The organism is Variovorax monticola, assembly GCF_051216855.1.
In the GTDB taxonomy this organism is placed as follows: domain Bacteria; phylum Pseudomonadota; class Gammaproteobacteria; order Burkholderiales; family Burkholderiaceae_C; genus Variovorax.
This window is the reverse complement of sequence record NZ_JBPJZP010000008.1, coordinates 113,255-127,378: the sequence shown is the minus strand read 5'-3', so window position 1 is coordinate 127,378 and position 14,124 is coordinate 113,255. Positions and strand designations below refer to the sequence as shown.

The following is a 14,124-nucleotide window of genomic DNA, read 5'->3' as shown; positions in this document are numbered from 1 at the left end:
ACGCGATGCCCCCGAAGTCCCGCCGCGCATTCCAGTCCCTGCTCACGACCGCACTGGTGGCCATGCTGGCCGCCTGCTCCACGCCCGGCACCCGGGTAGTGCTGCTGCCCCAGGCCGACGGCAAGCCCTCCGCCGTGGTCGTGCGCGCCAGGGACGGGGAGGAGGTGCTCTCCACCCCCTACCAGCGCGCCACGGCTGCCGTGGGGGCACGTGGCGCCCCGGTCGTCGACCAGGCCGATCCGGCCAAGGTCCAGGCCGACAACAAGCCGCTGTTCGACATGCGCCCGCCGCTTCCGCAGCGCTACACGGTGTACTTCGAGCTCGGGGGCACCACGCTGACGGCCGCCTCGCAGCAGGTCATGACCGAGGCCATGGCCGCGGCGCTGGCGCGCAGCGGCAGCGACATCGTGGTCACGGGCCACACCGACACCAAGGGCACCGGCGAGCAGAACGACCAGTTGTCGCGCCGCCGGGCGCAGGAAGTGGCGCAGCTCTTCGTCGAGCGCCAGTTCCCGGCCAACCGCATCGAGGCCGTGGGCCGCGGTGAACGCGAACTGGCCGTGCCGACCGCCGACGAGGTGGACGAGCCGCGCAACCGGCGCGTCACCATCGAGGTGCGTTGACCGGTCTGTCGACCGCCCGGGTCAGCTGAGCGTCACGCGCGCGAACTTGCGCTTGCCGACCTGCACCACATAGGTACCGGCCGGCAGCTTCAGCGCCTTGTCGCTGACCACGACCGAATCGACCCGGACGCCGCCGCCTTCGATCAGGCGGTTGCCGTCACCCGCCGAAGCCGCCAGGTTGGCCTGCTTCAGCAATTGGGCAATGCCCAGCGGGGCGCCCGACAGCGACACCTCGGCGATCTCGTCCGGCACGCCGCCCTTGCTGCGGTTGATGAAGTCCTGCTCTGCGGTTTCGGCGGCCGCGGCGCTGTGGAAGCGCGCGGTGATTTCCTTGGCCAGCGCCACCTTGGCGTCCTTCGGGTTGCGCCCGCCCGCGATCTCGGCCTTCAGCGCCGCGATCTGCGCCAGCGACTGGAAGCTCAGCAGCGTGTACCAGCGCCACATCAGGTCGTCGGAAATCGACAGCACCTTGGCGAACATGGTGTTGGCGTCTTCGCTGATGCCGATGTAGTTGTTCTTGCTCTTGGACATCTTCTCGACGCCGTCGAGGCCTTCCAGCAGCGGCATGGTGAGGATGCACTGCGGCTCCTGGCCGTACTCCTGCTGGAGATGGCGCCCGACCAGCAGGTTGAACTTCTGGTCCGTGCCGCCGAGTTCGAGGTCGCTCTTGAGCGCCACCGAGTCGTAGCCCTGCATCAGCGGGTAGAGGAATTCGTGCACCGAGATCGACTGCCCGGCCTTGAAGCGCTTGTTGAAGTCGTCGCGCTCCATCATGCGGGCCACGGTGTACTTGGCGGCCAGCTGGATCATGCCGCGGGCGCCCAGCGGGTCGCTCCATTCGGAGTTGTAGCGGATCTCGGTCTTCTCGGGGTCCAGCACCAGGCTGGCCTGCTTGTAGTACGTCTGGGCGTTGGCCTCGATCTGCTCGCGGGTGAGCGGCGGGCGGGTGTTGTTACGGCCGGAGGGGTCGCCGATGGTGCTGGTGAAGTCGCCGATCAGGAAGATCACCCGGTGGCCCAGGTCTTGCAGCTGGCGCATCTTGTTGAGCACCACCGTGTGGCCGATGTGGATGTCGGGCGCCGTCGGGTCCAGCCCCAGCTTGATGCGCAGAGGGGTTGCGGTGGCTTCCGAGCGCTGCAGCTTGCGCACCCACTCGTCCTGCGGCAAGAGCTCATAAGCGCCCCGGAGGGATATTTCGAGCGCGCGTCCTACACTATTCGAGAGGGCTTTGGATGTAACAAATTCGGCGTTCATGGGCTTTTTTAGCTGACTTTGGGGGTGCCGAAGCTATACTCAGCCCGACTTTTCAAGCGCCGGATTCTAAGCGGCGCTTCTTCCGCACCGTCTGCTGCCGCCCTGAACGTACTGGGCCTTGCAGCACGGTTTTGCAGAACCTGAGCTGGAATTCAAAGTTTGATCAACGGCATTCTTGCCGCCGAGGAGCTCCTTGCTTCTCGCGTGGCCTATACATTCCGGACGTACCCCAAGCAGATCATCGCGGTCATCGCGGCGGCCCTGCTGAGCGCCGGCACCCTGGCAGTGGCATCGCTCGGTCCGGACGCGTCCGACCTCCCGGTGAAACAGATCCTCGAAGCCACGGCACCCGTGTCGTTCGCCGACCAGGGCGCGTCGCTGGAAAACTTCAGCTTCACGCTGTTCCGCACGGACATCACCCGTTCGAGCGACACGGCCGAGGCGCTGCTGAAGCGCCTGGGCATCTCCGACCCCACCGCCACCGCCTTCGTGCGGGGCAACGCCGAAGCCCGCAATGCCCTGTTCTCACGCGCCGGGCGCACCGTGACGGCCGAAGCCACGCAGGAAAACCAGCTCAAGAAGCTCAGCGCCCGCTGGATTCCCGATGGCGACGGCGGCTTCAAGCGCTTCGTCATCGAGCGCACGCCCACCGGCTTCGCCGGCGTGACGGAGCGCGACGCCCTCACCCCCGGCACGCGCCTGGCCAGCGGCACCATCCGCACCTCGCTGTTTGCAGCCACCGACGATTCGCGCATTCCCGATGCGGTGGCGAGCCAGCTGGCCGACATCTTCGCGGGCGACGTCGACGTGCGCGCCCTGCGCAAGGGCGACCGCTTTGCCGTGGTCTACGAAACCTTCGAGGCCGACGGACAGGCGCTGCGCAGCGGCCGCGTGCTGTCGGCCGAGTTCGAGAACAACGGGCGAATCCATCAGGCCGTCTGGTTCCAGCCCTCGGGCGCCAACCAGAAGGGCAGCTACTACCGCCCGAACGGCGACAGCCTGCGCAAGGCCTACCTGGCGACGCCGGTCGAGTTTTCGCGCGTGTCCAGCGGTTTCGCGATGCGCATGCACCCCATTTTGAACAGCTGGCGCCAGCACAACGGCATCGACTACGCAGCGCCCACGGGCACCTCGGTGCGTTCGGTCGGCGACGGCACGGTCGACTTTGCCGGCACGCAGAACGGCTACGGCAACATCGTCATCATCAACCACCGCAACAACCAGCAGACGGCGTATGCGCACCTGAGCCGCATCGACGTCAAGGCAGGCCAGAGCATCGGCCAGGGCCAGGCCATCGGCGCGGTGGGTTCCACGGGCTGGGCCACCGGCCCGCACCTGCACTTCGAGTTCCGCGTGGGCGGCGTCTACCAGGACCCGGCTTCCATTGCGCAGGAAGGCGGCGCGCCGATCACCGCGGCGCTGCGTCCGGCCTTCGAGCGCATCGCCGTGGGCGCGCGCACCGAGCTGGCGGCGGCTTTCTCCGTCATCCAGGCCAGCGCCGACTGAGCCTTTTCAGCACCGATCTACGGATGGCCGCCGAACTCTTCATCGGCCTGATGTCGGGCACCTCGCTCGACGGCGTGGACGGCGTGCTCGCCGACTTCGCAGGCGGCCGCATCGCGGTGAAGGCCTACGCCACGGCCGGGTTTCCCGTGTCGCTGCGCGCGGAACTCATGGCGCTGAACACGCCCGGTGACAACGAACTGCACCGCGCAGCATTGGCCGGCAACGGGCTGGCCAAGGCCTATGCCGGCGTGGTCGAGCAACTGCTGGCGGACAGCGGCGTCGCCGCCGGTGCCGTCGCCGCCATCGGCGCGCACGGCCAGACCGTGCGACACCGGCCGCTCGAGTTCGACGAGGTCGGCTACACGACCCAGCTCAACAACCCCTCCCTGCTCGCCGAACTGACCGGCATCGACGTGGTCGGCGATTTCCGCAGCCGCGACCTTGCCGCCGGCGGCCAAGGCGCGCCGCTGGTGCCGGCCTTTCACCGCGCCCTGTTCGCCCGCCCGGACGAGACCGTCGCGGTGCTGAACATCGGCGGCATCTCCAACCTGAGCCTGCTGCCGGCCGCCAACGCGCCCGAAGGCGCCGTCGTGCGCGGCTTCGACTGCGGCCCCGGCAACGCGCTGATGGACCACTGGTGCCAGACCTACCAGGGCCAGCCCTTCGACCGTGGCGGCCAGTGGGCCGCCAGCGGGCAGGTGCTGCCCGAGCTGCTCGCGCTGCTGCTGGCCGACGCGTACTTCGCCAGGACGCCGCCCAAGAGCACCGGGCGCGACCTGTTCAACCCGACCTGGCTGGCCGCGCAGCTCGGCACCACGGCGATGGACCCCGCGGATGTGCAGGCGACATTGGCCGAATTGACCGCTCACGCTTGTTCAGCGGACGTATTGCGCTACGGAAAAGATAGCAAACTGCTGATCGTCTGCGGCGGCGGCGCACTGAACGACCACCTGCTCGGCCGCTTGCGCGCGCTGCTGCCAGGCGTGGACGTGGTGGCGTCGACCGACCATGGACTGCCGCCCCAGCAGGTCGAGGCCGCGGCCTTTGCTTGGCTGGCGCGCGCCACGGTGCGGCGCGAGCCCGGCAACCTCGCCAGCGTGACCGGCGCGCGCGGCGCGCGGGTGCTGGGCGCGATCTACCCCGCCTGAACCGCTGGCTTCAGCCCTGGCCGGACACTTCCGGCTGCGCCGGGTGCGCCGCCCGCGATTCCGACGGCAGGTGCCAGAAGATCAACGCCGAGGCCACTGTGATCAGCCCCATGCTCGCGAAGGTCGCCTGGAACGCGTCCAGCGTGTGCGCCGCCGAGTCGGTGCCGAAGATGCCGTTGTAGCCAGCCAGCGTGGCGCCCGCGGCGGCCACGCCCAGGCTCATGGCAAGCATCTGCACCATCGACAGCAGGCTGTTGCCGCTGCTGGCCATGCTGCCGTCCAGGTCCTTCAGCGTGATGGTGTTCATGGCGGTGAACTGCAGCGAATTGACCGCGCCGAAGGCCAGCAGCTGCAGTATGTGCAGCGCCATCGGCTGGCCCGGCGCCGTCAGGCCGAAGCTGGCCATGGTGCAGCCCACGAGGATGGTGTTGACCACCAGCACGCGACGGTAGCCGTGGCGCGTGATCAGCGGCGTGGCGAAGCGCTTCATGGCCATGCCGGCCAGCGCGATCGGCAACATCATCAGCCCGGCGCGCACCGGCGAGTAGCCCATCGACACCTGCAGCAGCAGCGGCACCAGGAACGGCATGCAGCTGCTGCCCAGGCGCGAGAACAGGTTGCCGATGAGCCCGATGCTGAGCGTCTGCACATGGAACAGCGACGGTGCGAACAGCGGCTCGGGCGTGCGCGAGGCGCGCAGCCAGTAGGCGACGATGCTGGCGAAGCCGAAGATCAGCACCACCATCACACCGCCCTGGCGCAGGCCCAGCTCTGAAACGCCGTCCAGCGCCAGCGAGATCGCCACCATGCCGAAGGCCAGCAAGGCGTAGCCCACGCTGTCGAAGCGCTTCTGCACCACGCCGCGCAGGTCGGGCATGTACTTGAGCGTGGCCAGGCAGCCCAGCAGCCCCACGGGCACGTTGATCAGGAAGATCCAGTGCCACGAGGCGTACTGCACCAGCCAGCCGCCCAGCGTGGGGCCCAGCAAGGGACCTATGAGGCCCGGAATGGCCACGAAGCTCATCGCCTGGAGGAACTCCCCGCGCGGCACCGTGCGCAGCAGCGCCAGGCGCCCCACGGGCAGCAGCAGCGCGCCGCCCAGGCCCTGCACCACCCGCGCCGCCACCAGCTGGCCCAGGCCGTGCGACAGCGCGCACAGCACCGAGCCGGCGGCGAACAGCACGATGGCGCAGAAGAAGATGCGCCGCGTGCCGAAGCGGTCGGCGATCCAGCCCGAGGCCGGGATCAGCATCGCCATGGTGAGCGCGTAGGCCACCACCACCGACTGCATGCGCAGCGGGCTCTCGCCGAGGCTCGCGGCCATCGCCGGCAGCGCCGTGTTGATGATGGTGGCGTCCAGCGTCTGCATGAAGAAGCCGACGGCGACGAGCCACAGCAGGCTCTTGCGCACGGGGTCCACGGGCGCGGCGGCGGTTTCAGCCTCGGAGGTCATAGGCAAGCGGAGGAAAAGAAGCGGGAACGAAAAAGCCGCCCGGAGGCGGCTTTCTGGGGAGGCTGGATCAGCAGCATCCGGGCATCAGGCCGAGAAGCTCGATCCGCAGCCGCAGGTGCTGGTGGCGTTCGGGTTCTTGATGACGAACTGGGCGCCCTGCAGGTCTTCCTTGTAGTCGATCTCGGCGCCCACCAGGTACTGGTAGCTCATGGCGTCGATCAGCAGCGAGACGCCGTTCTTGGTCATGGTGGTGTCGTCTTCGTTCGTGATTTCATCGAACGTGAAACCGTACTGGAAGCCGGAGCAGCCGCCACCCTGCACGAACACGCGCAGCTTCAGGTCGGGATTGCCTTCTTCGGCGATCAGGTCGGCCACCTTGGCTGCCGCACTGTCGGTGAAGACGATGGGCTCTGGCATCTGGGTCTGGATGTTTTCGGCTACGGCGCTCATGGTGTGATAACTCCTTGGGGCCGAACAAGCGGCCAATGACTTCGATGCTACTGCAATGACGCAGTTTCGGCAGGTGGGGTGTGGCGTGCACCCCAACGCAAGTGGGGTCGAAGACGCCCCAGGGCGCCTCTGCAACGAAAAAGCCGCCCGAAGGCGGCCCTTCTAATAAAAAAGCCGCCCGGAGGCGGCTTTGTGTTCGCAGTGAACAGATCAGCGCTTGCTGAACTGCTTGCGGCGACGGGCGGAGTGCAGACCGACCTTCTTGCGCTCGACTTCACGCGCATCGCGCGTCACGAAGCCGGCTTGGCTCAGCACGGGCTTGAGCGTTGCGTCGTAGTCGATCAGCGCACGGGTGATGCCGTGGCGCGTGGCGCCGGCTTGACCCGATTCGCCGCCGCCGTTCACGTTGACCATCACGTCGAAAGCTTCGAGGTTGTTGGTCAGCGCGAGAGGCTGCTTGGCGATCATGATCGAGGTTTCACGGCCGAAGAACTCTTGGATGTCCTTGCCGTTGACCGTGATCTTGCCGGTGCCTTTTTTCAGAAACACACGGGCGACGCTGGATTTGCGACGGCCGGTGCCATTGTTCCATTCACCAATCATTCTCAAGGCTCCTTACAGTTCCAGCACTTTGGGCTGTTGGGCGGTATGCGGGTGCTCAGCGCCACCGTAGACCTTGAGTTTCTTGATCATCGCGTAGCCAAGCGGACCCTTGGGCAGCATGCCCTTGACGGCCTTTTCCAGGGCACGGCCCGGGAACTTGGATTGCATGTCGCGGAAGTTGGTGGCACTGATGCCGCCCGGGTAGCCCGAGTGACGGTAGTACACCTTGTCGATCGACTTGGCGCCGGTGACGCGCAGTTGCGCGGCGTTGATGATGACGATGAAGTCACCGGTATCGACGTGAGGCGTGTAAATGGCCTTGTGTTTGCCGCGCAAACGGAGAGCAACTTCGCTGGCTACTCGTCCGAGGACCTTGTCGGTCGCGTCAATCACAAACCACTCGTGCGTCACGTCAGCGGGCTTGGCGCTGAACGTTTTGGTCATGAGTTTTTCTCTTTGAAAAGAGGGTTTGGCGAGCCCTTTTCCACGGTCGGCGTTCCTCTGATGGGAATCTCTTAGGTGGGTGACCCCCGCGCCGCAAGACGGTTCGGGAGACTTCGCCGCGGGGCTACAAAAACGCTGCGAAGCCCTCGATTATATAAAGAATGGCCTTGCGCTGGCAAATTTGCATATGTGCCCCCCAACACCGTTACCATTCCCACCCTATGTTCAGTTACCGCCACGCCTTCCATGCCGGCAACCACGCCGACGTGCTCAAGCACACGGTGCTGATTGCCACGCTCGATCACCTGCTTGAGAAAGAGGCAGCCCTGACGGTCGTCGACACCCACGCCGGCGCCGGCCTGTACCGCCTCGACGGCGACTACGCGGGCACCAGCGGCGAGGCTGCCGAAGGCATCCTGCGCCTTCTTTCGAGCAAAAAAGAGCCTGCAACGCGCGCGCCTGCTGCGAAGTCTGCTACCAAAAAAGTAGCACCCGAGGCAGAAGCCCCGCTCGCCGACGCCATCGCCCGCTACCTGAGCGTGATCAGCGACTTCAACCCCAACGGCGGCGCCCGCGTCTACCCCGGCTCGCCGTTCATCGTGCAGCACCTGCTGCGCGACCACGACAAGCTCAAGCTGTTCGAGCTGCACCCGACCGACTCGCGCACGCTGGACGCCAACATCGCCCAGCTCGAAGCCGGCCGGCAGATCGCCGTGATGAACGAAGACGGTTTCGGCAGCGCCACCAAGTTCCTGCCGCCGCCCTCGCGCCGCGCACTGGTGCTGATGGACCCGAGCTACGAGATGAAGACCGACTACGGCCGCGTGCTCGACTTCGCTGCCGAGGCGCTCAAGCGCTTCGCCACCGGCACCTACGCGGTCTGGTACCCGATCATTCCGCGCCCCGAGGCGCACGATCTGCCGCGCCGCCTCAAGACGATGGCGACCAAGGCCGGCAAGTCGTGGCTGCACGCCACGCTGACGGTCAAGTCGAGCAAGATCACCAAAGATGCCGCATCTGGCGAAACGCAGCGCCCGGGCCTGCCGGCCAGCGGCATGTTCCTGATCAATCCGCCCTTCACGCTGAAGCCGCTGCTCGCGGCGGCGCTGCCCCAGCTGGCGGAGCGCCTGGGACAGGACCGCAACGCGACCTTCTCGCTCGAGTCGGGCGGCTGAGCCCCAACCCCGCAGGCTTCGTTCCCTGAGCTACCTGCGCTGGCGCGCCGGCACGATCGCCTTGCGCCGCGCGGGCACCTGCACCCTGGCACGCTGCGGCGGCTCGGCCGCCGACGCCACCGGCGCCTGCGCGTCGCCCGCCTCCACCGGCAAGCCGCCGCAGCGCATGCCGTCGCGATCGACCACGGTCAGCGCCACCTGCTTGATGCCCAGGCCGGTCAGGCCGATGCGGTCGGCCGCGGCGCGGCTCAGGTCGATCACGCGGCCCAGCGCATAGGGGCCGCGGTCGTTGATGCGCACCAGCACCTCGCTGCCGTTGACGAGGCTGCGCACGCACACGCGCGTATTGAAAGGCAGGGTCTTGTGCGCCGCCGTCATGGCGGTCATGTCGAAGCGCTCGCCGCTGGCGGTCTTGCGCTGATGGAACTGGATGCCGTACCACGAGGCGCCGCCGCGCTCGAAGATGTCGCGCGGGCCGGTGTCGCCGGGCACGCCGTCGTCCGGTGTCAGCTCGCCCGCGCCGGACACAGCCAGGTCATAGCGCACCGACGGCACGTTGGAGCGCGGCGCGTCGCCGGGCGGCACGGCCAGCGCGCGCGGCAGCGGCTGCAGCTTGCCGCCTTCGGCATCGGTGGCTGGCGGCATCGCACAGCCTGCGAGCGCGCAGCTTGCCGCCACGAAGACGAGGCGAAGCGCCCCGCGCAACGAGGCGGCCGCGCCTGCCGAGCCCCCTCTCAATCGAGGCGCTCCAGCACAGCCAGCGTCGCCGCCGACTGGTTCATCGTGTAGAAATGCAGCGACGGCGCACCGCCGTCGCGCAGGCGCGTGCACAGGTCGGTCACCACGTCCAGGCCGAAGGCCTTGATCGATGCGATGTCGTCGCCGTAGGCCTGCAGCCGCAGGCGCACCCAGCGCGGGATCTCGGCGCCGCAGGCGTCCGAAAAGCGCATGAGCTGCGTCGAACTGGTGATCGGCATGATGCCCGGCACGATCGGGGTGTCGAGCCCCAGCTTGCGGGCGTCGTCGACGAAGCGGAAGTACGCGTCGGCCGTGAAGAAGTACTGAGTGATCGCCGAATCGGCGCCCGCCTTCACCTTCGCGGCAAAGGCCTGCAGGTCGGATTCGGGCGTGCGGGCCTGCGGATGGATCTCGGGGTAGCAGGCCACCTCGATGTGGAAGTCGCGCCCGGTTTCCTCGCGGATGAAGGCCACGAGGTCGCTCGCGTACTGAAATTCGCCGCCGATGCCGTAGCCGCTGGGAAGGTCGCCGCGCAGCGCCACCAGGCGCCTCACGCCCATGGCCTTCAGCTCGCCGAGCTGCTCGCGCACCGTGGCGCGCGTGGCGCCGATGCACGAGAAGTGGCTCGCCGCGTCCACACCTTCGGACAGGATCTCCTGCACCGCGGCGAAAGTACCCTGGTGCGTGGAGCCGCCCGCGCCGTAGGTGACCGAGCAGAACTGCGGCTTGCGCACATACAGCTGCTGGCGCGCGGCGCGCAGCTTGACCGCGCCTTCGGGCGTCTTGGTCGGAAAGAATTCGAAACTCAGCGGAAGGCGCACCTGCGTCTCCTTAAGAACCGTCGCTCGCCTTGGCAGCGCGCACGGCGTGAATGAAAAACTCGCGGTTGCCGTCGCCCCCGGCGATCGGGCTGTCGAACCAGCGCAGCACGCGCAGGCCGAGCGCCTCGCAGGCGTCGTGCAGGCGCTTCTCGACCACCGCATACATCGATTCGTCGCGCACGATGCCGCCCTTGCCGACCTGCCCTGGCTGCAGTTCGAACTGCGGCTTGACCAGCATCAGCAACTGGCCGTCGTCGGCCAGGAACTCGACCACGGCCGGCAGCACCAGCGTGAGCGAAATGAACGACAGGTCGCCCACGATCAGGTCGAAGCGCAGGTCGGCGGAGGCTTCACTCGACTCGCTCGCCTCGGCCTCGACGCTCTCGTCACCCTCTTCCTGCTCTTCCCGCAGGTCGTCCGCCGACAGCGCACGCGCATTGACGCCTTCGATGGCCACCACGCGCTCGTCCTCGCGCAACTTCGCATGCAGTTGCCCATGGCCGACGTCCACGCCGACCACCTTCGCAGCGCCGCGCTGCAGCAGGCAATCGGTGAAGCCGCCGGTCGACTGGCCGACGTCCAGGCACAGCTTGCCGGCCGGATCGACACCGCTCACCGCCAGCGCGCCTTCGAGCTTGAGCCCGCCGCGCGACACGTACCGGGCCTCGGCCGCATCGGCCAGCTCGAGCTCGGCCGATTCGGGCACTTCGTCCTTGTTCTTGACGACCGGGCGCCATGCGTCGCTCGTGCCCGCGTCGCGCCAGCGCATGCCGCCGGCAATGAGCCGCACGGCCTGCGAACGTGACGCGGCCATGCCGCGCTCTACCAACAGTTGATCAGCGCGCATGAGCGAAGCGCCGGGCCGCCCCAAGCAAGCTCGCACCGCAGTGCGAAGCACGAAGGTTTTTCATCGTGCGATCAGTACCGGTACGTGTCTGGCTTGTACGGGCCGTTCTTGCTCACGCCGATGTAGGCGGCCTGCGAGTCGGTCAGCTCGGTCAGCATGGCGCCGACCTTCTTCAGGTGCAGGCGCGCCACCTTTTCGTCCAGGTGCTTGGGCAGCACGTAGACCTTGCCGGCCTCGTAGGCTTCGGGCTTGGTGAACAGCTCGATCTGGGCGATGGTCTGGTTGGCGAACGACGACGACATCACGAAGCTCGGGTGGCCCGTGCCACAGCCCAGGTTCACCAGGCGGCCCTTGGCCAGCAGGATGATCTTCTTGCCGTCCGGGAAGGTGATGTGGTCGACCTGGGGCTTGATTTCTTCCCACTCGTACTTCTCGATCGACGCGACGTCGATCTCGTTGTCGAAGTGGCCGATGTTGCAGACGATGGCCTGGTCCTTCATGGCGGCCATGGTGTCGTGCGTGATGACGTCCTTGTTGCCGGTGGTCGTCACGAAGATGTCGGCCTTGTCGGCGGCGTATTCCATCGTCACGACCTTGTAGCCTTCCATGGCGGCCTGCAGGGCGTTGATCGGGTCGATTTCGGTGACCCACACCTGGGCGCTCAGTGCGCGCAGGGCCTGGGCCGAGCCCTTGCCCACGTCGCCGTAACCGGCCACGCAAGCCACCTTGCCGGCGATCATCACGTCGGTCGCGCGCTTGATGCCGTCCACCAGCGATTCGCGGCAGCCGTACAGGTTGTCGAACTTGCTCTTGGTGACCGAGTCGTTCACGTTGATGGCGCGGAACTGCAGCGTGCCCTTGGCGGACATTTCGTTCAGGCGGTGCACGCCGGTGGTGGTCTCTTCGGTCACGCCGATGATCTCGGCGGCCTTGCGGGTGTACCAGGTGCTGTCCACGGCCAGCTTGGCCTTGATGGCGGCGTAGAGGATGCGTTCTTCTTCGCTGGTCGGGTTGTCGAGCACGCCCAGGTCCTTCTCGGCGCGCTGGCCCAGGTGCATCAGCAGCGTGGCGTCGCCGCCGTCGTCCAGGATCATGTTCGGGCCTTCGCCCTTCGAACCCTTGGGGCCGAAGTCGAAGATGGCGTGCGTGTAGTCCCAGTAGTCGGTCAGCGACTCGCCCTTGATCGCGAACACCGGCGTGCCGGCGGCGGCAATGGCGGCGGCGGCATGGTCCTGCGTCGAGAAGATGTTGCACGAGGCCCAGCGCACTTCGGCGCCCAGGGCTTGCAGCGTCTCGATCAGCACGGCCGTTTGAATGGTCATGTGGATCGAGCCCGTGATGCGCGCGCCCTTGAGCGCCTGGCCCTTGGCGAACTCCTGGCGGATGGCCATCAGGCCGGGCATTTCGGTTTCCGCGATGCGGATTTCCTTGCGGCCCCAGGCGGCGAGAGACAGGTCGGCAATCGCCTGGTCGGCGGTGAAAACGGGGGCGGGCTTGAGAACAGCGCTCATGAGAACTCCAAAACTGGTTTGAAAGATGCCACTGCGCTCGAGGGGTCTGACAGAAAAATGACTCACCGCGAGAACAGCGGATGAGCGTGGTTGCGATGTGGTCCGAGCCTCACGCCTGACGGCGCTGCAACGCTCCTCGGAACGGCGGATTGTAGACGCGGCGCCCCGGCCCGCCAATCGCTCGGGTATCCCACATCACGGAAAGCGCGTTCTGCCGCACAGGCGTACATTGGCGCGCACCCAACCACGGAAGCCCTGCTCATGTCGCTCACGCAATCCAGAATTTCCTCGGCCCTGCTGGCCACGGCCGCGCTCGTCGCCACGGCAGGTGCGCCGGTGCTTGCCGCCGCGCAGAACGCAGACCCGGTGCGCATCCGCGGCACCATCGTGCGCGTCGACGCCAAGACCCTCGTGGTGCAGGACCGCGGCGGCGAGGTCGTCAGCCTTGCGCGCCCGGCCGACATGCCGGTGTCGGAGGTCTACCGCATCAAGCTGTCCGACATCAAGCGCGGCAGCTTCATCGGCACCGCCGCCATGCCGCAGGCCGACGGCACGCAGAAGGCCATTGAAGTGGTGGTGTTCCCCGAGGCCGCGCGCGGCACGGGCGAAGGCCACAGGCCCTGGGACCTGCTGCCCGACAGCACCATGACCAACGCCACCGTCGCCGACCTGGCCGCGGCGCCGAAGTCGGTGCGCGGCGGGCAGCAACTGCGCCTGACCTACAAGGGCGGCGAGAAGACCGTCATCGTGCCGCCGGACGCACCGGTGGTCACCTTCCGCCCCGGCACCGACGCACTGCTCGTGCCCGGCGCCAAGGTCATGGTGAATGCGCAGGACAAGAACGGCACGCCCACGGCGCTGCGCGTCACGGCCGGGCGCGACGGCTTCGCGCCGCCGATGTAGGCCGGGCAATCCAAGGGAAATCCCGCAGGCATTTGTGTGGCTGCGGTGGCCTCGGCCGCGCCGGTGCGGCGTATCGTGGCAAGGGACTTTCGCCGTCCGGCCGGTCCTTGCCACTCACCCGTTCACCCGCACAGGAGATTCCGCACCATGGCCACTGCCAAGAAAGCCGCCGCCAACAAGACCACTGCCAGCAGCAGCACGGCCGCGCCCAGCGCTGCCGACATGCTCAACCCGCTGAAGAATCTCAAGGGCATGACCGATCGCCTGCAGGAACTCAACCTGACCGGCGGCGCGGGCAAGCTGCTCGACAGCGGCCGCAAAGACCTGCAGGCGCTGATGCAGGCGAACGAAAAGTCCTACCAGGGCCTGCAGACGGTGGTGCAGCGGCAGACCGAGATGATCAAGAGCGCCATCACCGAGTGGCAGGCCGCCGCCAAGGAAATGCCGGGCAAGGACCCCAAGGCCAACCTCGCCAAGCTCGACGAACTCGGCCGCCAGTCGTTTCAGCGCGCCGTCGACGACATCAAGGAGCTGGCCAACCTGGCCGCCAAGTCGCAGGCCGACGCGTTCGACGTGGTGCGCCAGCGCATCCAGTCCAACGTGGACGAAGTGACCCAGCTGCTGCAGCGCAAGTAAGCCGGACCCGCC

The 14,124-nt window shown here is 67.3% G+C and carries 14 protein-coding genes, 1 pseudogene and 1 riboswitch; of the genes and pseudogenes, 6 read left to right on the top strand and 9 right to left on the bottom strand.

From position 1 onward, the window contains the following. The first annotated feature begins 5 nt into the window (after positions 1-5). On the top strand, positions 6-623 hold the full coding sequence (locus ACSFA5_RS27260) for an OmpA family protein (protein WP_435447580.1): 618 nt from the start codon (positions 6-8) through the stop codon (positions 621-623). A 21-nt stretch (positions 624-644) separates the two neighbouring features. Here the strand turns inward: ACSFA5_RS27260 and tyrS are convergent, their stop codons facing one another. Then, positions 645-1,877: a tyrosine--tRNA ligase gene (gene tyrS / locus ACSFA5_RS27255; protein WP_435447176.1), complete on the bottom strand. Its 1,233-nt coding sequence runs from the start codon at positions 1,875-1,877 to the stop codon at positions 645-647. Positions 1,878-2,036: 159 nt separating this feature from the next. On the opposite strand from tyrS, the gene ACSFA5_RS27250 reads away from it, so the two are divergent. Further along, the gene (locus tag ACSFA5_RS27250) at positions 2,037-3,383 is read left to right on the top strand and encodes a M23 family metallopeptidase (RefSeq protein ID WP_435447175.1); all 1,347 of its coding nucleotides are present in this window, start codon (positions 2,037-2,039) and stop codon (positions 3,381-3,383) included. Positions 3,384-3,406: 23 nt separating this feature from the next. Continuing rightward, entirely contained in the window at positions 3,407-4,531 is a 1,125-nt protein-coding gene (locus ACSFA5_RS27245; RefSeq protein ID WP_435447174.1) for an anhydro-N-acetylmuramic acid kinase, read from the top strand. 10 nt (positions 4,532-4,541) lie between these two features. Here the strand turns inward: ACSFA5_RS27245 and mdtD are convergent. From mdtD to rplM, 4 genes and pseudogenes are all read right to left on the bottom strand, one after another. Beyond that, a pseudogene (gene mdtD, locus ACSFA5_RS27240) lies at positions 4,542-5,993 on the bottom strand (multidrug transporter subunit MdtD); the annotation flags it as partial. Positions 5,994-6,068: 75 nt separating this feature from the next. After that, the gene (gene erpA, locus ACSFA5_RS27235) at positions 6,069-6,434 is read right to left on the bottom strand and encodes an iron-sulfur cluster insertion protein ErpA (protein ID WP_007827949.1); all 366 of its coding nucleotides are present in this window, start codon (positions 6,432-6,434) and stop codon (positions 6,069-6,071) included. Positions 6,435-6,644: 210 nt separating this feature from the next. After that, positions 6,645-7,037 carry a 30S ribosomal protein S9 gene (gene rpsI, locus ACSFA5_RS27230; RefSeq protein WP_007827948.1) on the bottom strand — a complete coding sequence of 131 codons (393 nt, stop codon included), beginning with the start codon at positions 7,035-7,037 and terminating at the stop codon, positions 6,645-6,647. Positions 7,038-7,049: 12 nt separating this feature from the next. Next, positions 7,050-7,481 (bottom strand): 50S ribosomal protein L13, encoded by a 432-nt coding sequence (rplM, locus tag ACSFA5_RS27225; protein WP_013543664.1) that lies wholly within the window; start codon positions 7,479-7,481, stop codon positions 7,050-7,052. 221 nt (positions 7,482-7,702) lie between these two features. On the opposite strand from rplM, the gene ACSFA5_RS27220 reads away from it, so the two are divergent. Then, the gene (locus ACSFA5_RS27220) at positions 7,703-8,656 is read left to right on the top strand and encodes a 23S rRNA (adenine(2030)-N(6))-methyltransferase RlmJ (RefSeq protein WP_435447173.1); all 954 of its coding nucleotides are present in this window, start codon (positions 7,703-7,705) and stop codon (positions 8,654-8,656) included. A gap of 30 nt (positions 8,657-8,686) precedes the next feature. Here the strand turns inward: ACSFA5_RS27220 and ACSFA5_RS27215 are convergent, their stop codons facing one another. The 4 genes from ACSFA5_RS27215 to ahcY form a co-directional block, all read right to left on the bottom strand. Beyond that, a complete protein-coding gene (locus ACSFA5_RS27215; RefSeq protein ID WP_435447172.1) occupies positions 8,687-9,301 on the bottom strand; it encodes a septal ring lytic transglycosylase RlpA family protein in 615 nt (204 codons plus the stop codon). A gap of 89 nt (positions 9,302-9,390) precedes the next feature. After that, positions 9,391-10,215, bottom strand: coding sequence for a methylenetetrahydrofolate reductase [NAD(P)H] (gene metF / locus ACSFA5_RS27210; protein WP_435447171.1), 825 nt, complete (start codon positions 10,213-10,215; stop codon positions 9,391-9,393). A gap of 10 nt (positions 10,216-10,225) precedes the next feature. Next, on the bottom strand, positions 10,226-11,062 hold the full coding sequence (locus ACSFA5_RS27205; RefSeq protein WP_435447170.1) for a TlyA family RNA methyltransferase: 837 nt from the start codon (positions 11,060-11,062) through the stop codon (positions 10,226-10,228). Between the two features lie 71 nt (positions 11,063-11,133). Next, on the bottom strand, positions 11,134-12,573 hold the full coding sequence (ahcY, locus tag ACSFA5_RS27200) for an adenosylhomocysteinase (protein WP_435447169.1): 1,440 nt from the start codon (positions 12,571-12,573) through the stop codon (positions 11,134-11,136). A 75-nt stretch (positions 12,574-12,648) separates the two neighbouring features. Beyond that, positions 12,649-12,717: riboswitch (S-adenosyl-L-homocysteine riboswitch) on the bottom strand. Between the two features lie 117 nt (positions 12,718-12,834). Between ahcY and ACSFA5_RS27195 the strand changes: the two genes are divergently transcribed. Together ACSFA5_RS27195 and phaP are read left to right on the top strand one after the other, a co-directional pair. Beyond that, positions 12,835-13,476, top strand: coding sequence for a hypothetical protein (locus ACSFA5_RS27195; protein ID WP_435447168.1), 642 nt, complete (start codon positions 12,835-12,837; stop codon positions 13,474-13,476). Positions 13,477-13,623: 147 nt separating this feature from the next. Next, positions 13,624-14,112 (top strand): TIGR01841 family phasin, encoded by a 489-nt coding sequence (phaP, locus tag ACSFA5_RS27190; protein WP_435447167.1) that lies wholly within the window; start codon positions 13,624-13,626, stop codon positions 14,110-14,112. Positions 14,113-14,124 lie beyond the last annotated feature (12 nt).

Bases quoted from the DNA above. Each gene is read 5' to 3' on its own strand.
- ACSFA5_RS27215 (WP_435447172.1), bottom strand. From the start codon at position 9,301: ATGCCGCCAGCCACCGATGCCGAAGGCGGCAAGCTGCAGCCGCTGCCG.
- phaP (WP_435447167.1), top strand. From the start codon at position 13,624: ATGGCCACTGCCAAGAAAGCCGCCGCCAACAAGACCACTGCCAGCAGC.
- ahcY (WP_435447169.1), bottom strand. From the start codon at position 12,573: ATGAGCGCTGTTCTCAAGCCCGCCCCCGTTTTCACCGCCGACCAGGCG.
- ACSFA5_RS27220 (WP_435447173.1), top strand. From the start codon at position 7,703: ATGTTCAGTTACCGCCACGCCTTCCATGCCGGCAACCACGCCGACGTG.
- ACSFA5_RS27245 (WP_435447174.1), top strand. From the start codon at position 3,407: ATGGCCGCCGAACTCTTCATCGGCCTGATGTCGGGCACCTCGCTCGAC.
- ACSFA5_RS27195 (WP_435447168.1), top strand. From the start codon at position 12,835: ATGTCGCTCACGCAATCCAGAATTTCCTCGGCCCTGCTGGCCACGGCC.
- ACSFA5_RS27260 (WP_435447580.1), top strand. From the start codon at position 6: ATGCCCCCGAAGTCCCGCCGCGCATTCCAGTCCCTGCTCACGACCGCA.
- rpsI (WP_007827948.1), bottom strand. From the start codon at position 7,037: ATGATTGGTGAATGGAACAATGGCACCGGCCGTCGCAAATCCAGCGTC.
- erpA (WP_007827949.1), bottom strand. From the start codon at position 6,434: ATGAGCGCCGTAGCCGAAAACATCCAGACCCAGATGCCAGAGCCCATC.
- tyrS (WP_435447176.1), bottom strand. From the start codon at position 1,877: ATGAACGCCGAATTTGTTACATCCAAAGCCCTCTCGAATAGTGTAGGA.
- ACSFA5_RS27205 (WP_435447170.1), bottom strand. From the start codon at position 11,062: ATGCGCGCTGATCAACTGTTGGTAGAGCGCGGCATGGCCGCGTCACGT.
- rplM (WP_013543664.1), bottom strand. From the start codon at position 7,481: ATGACCAAAACGTTCAGCGCCAAGCCCGCTGACGTGACGCACGAGTGG.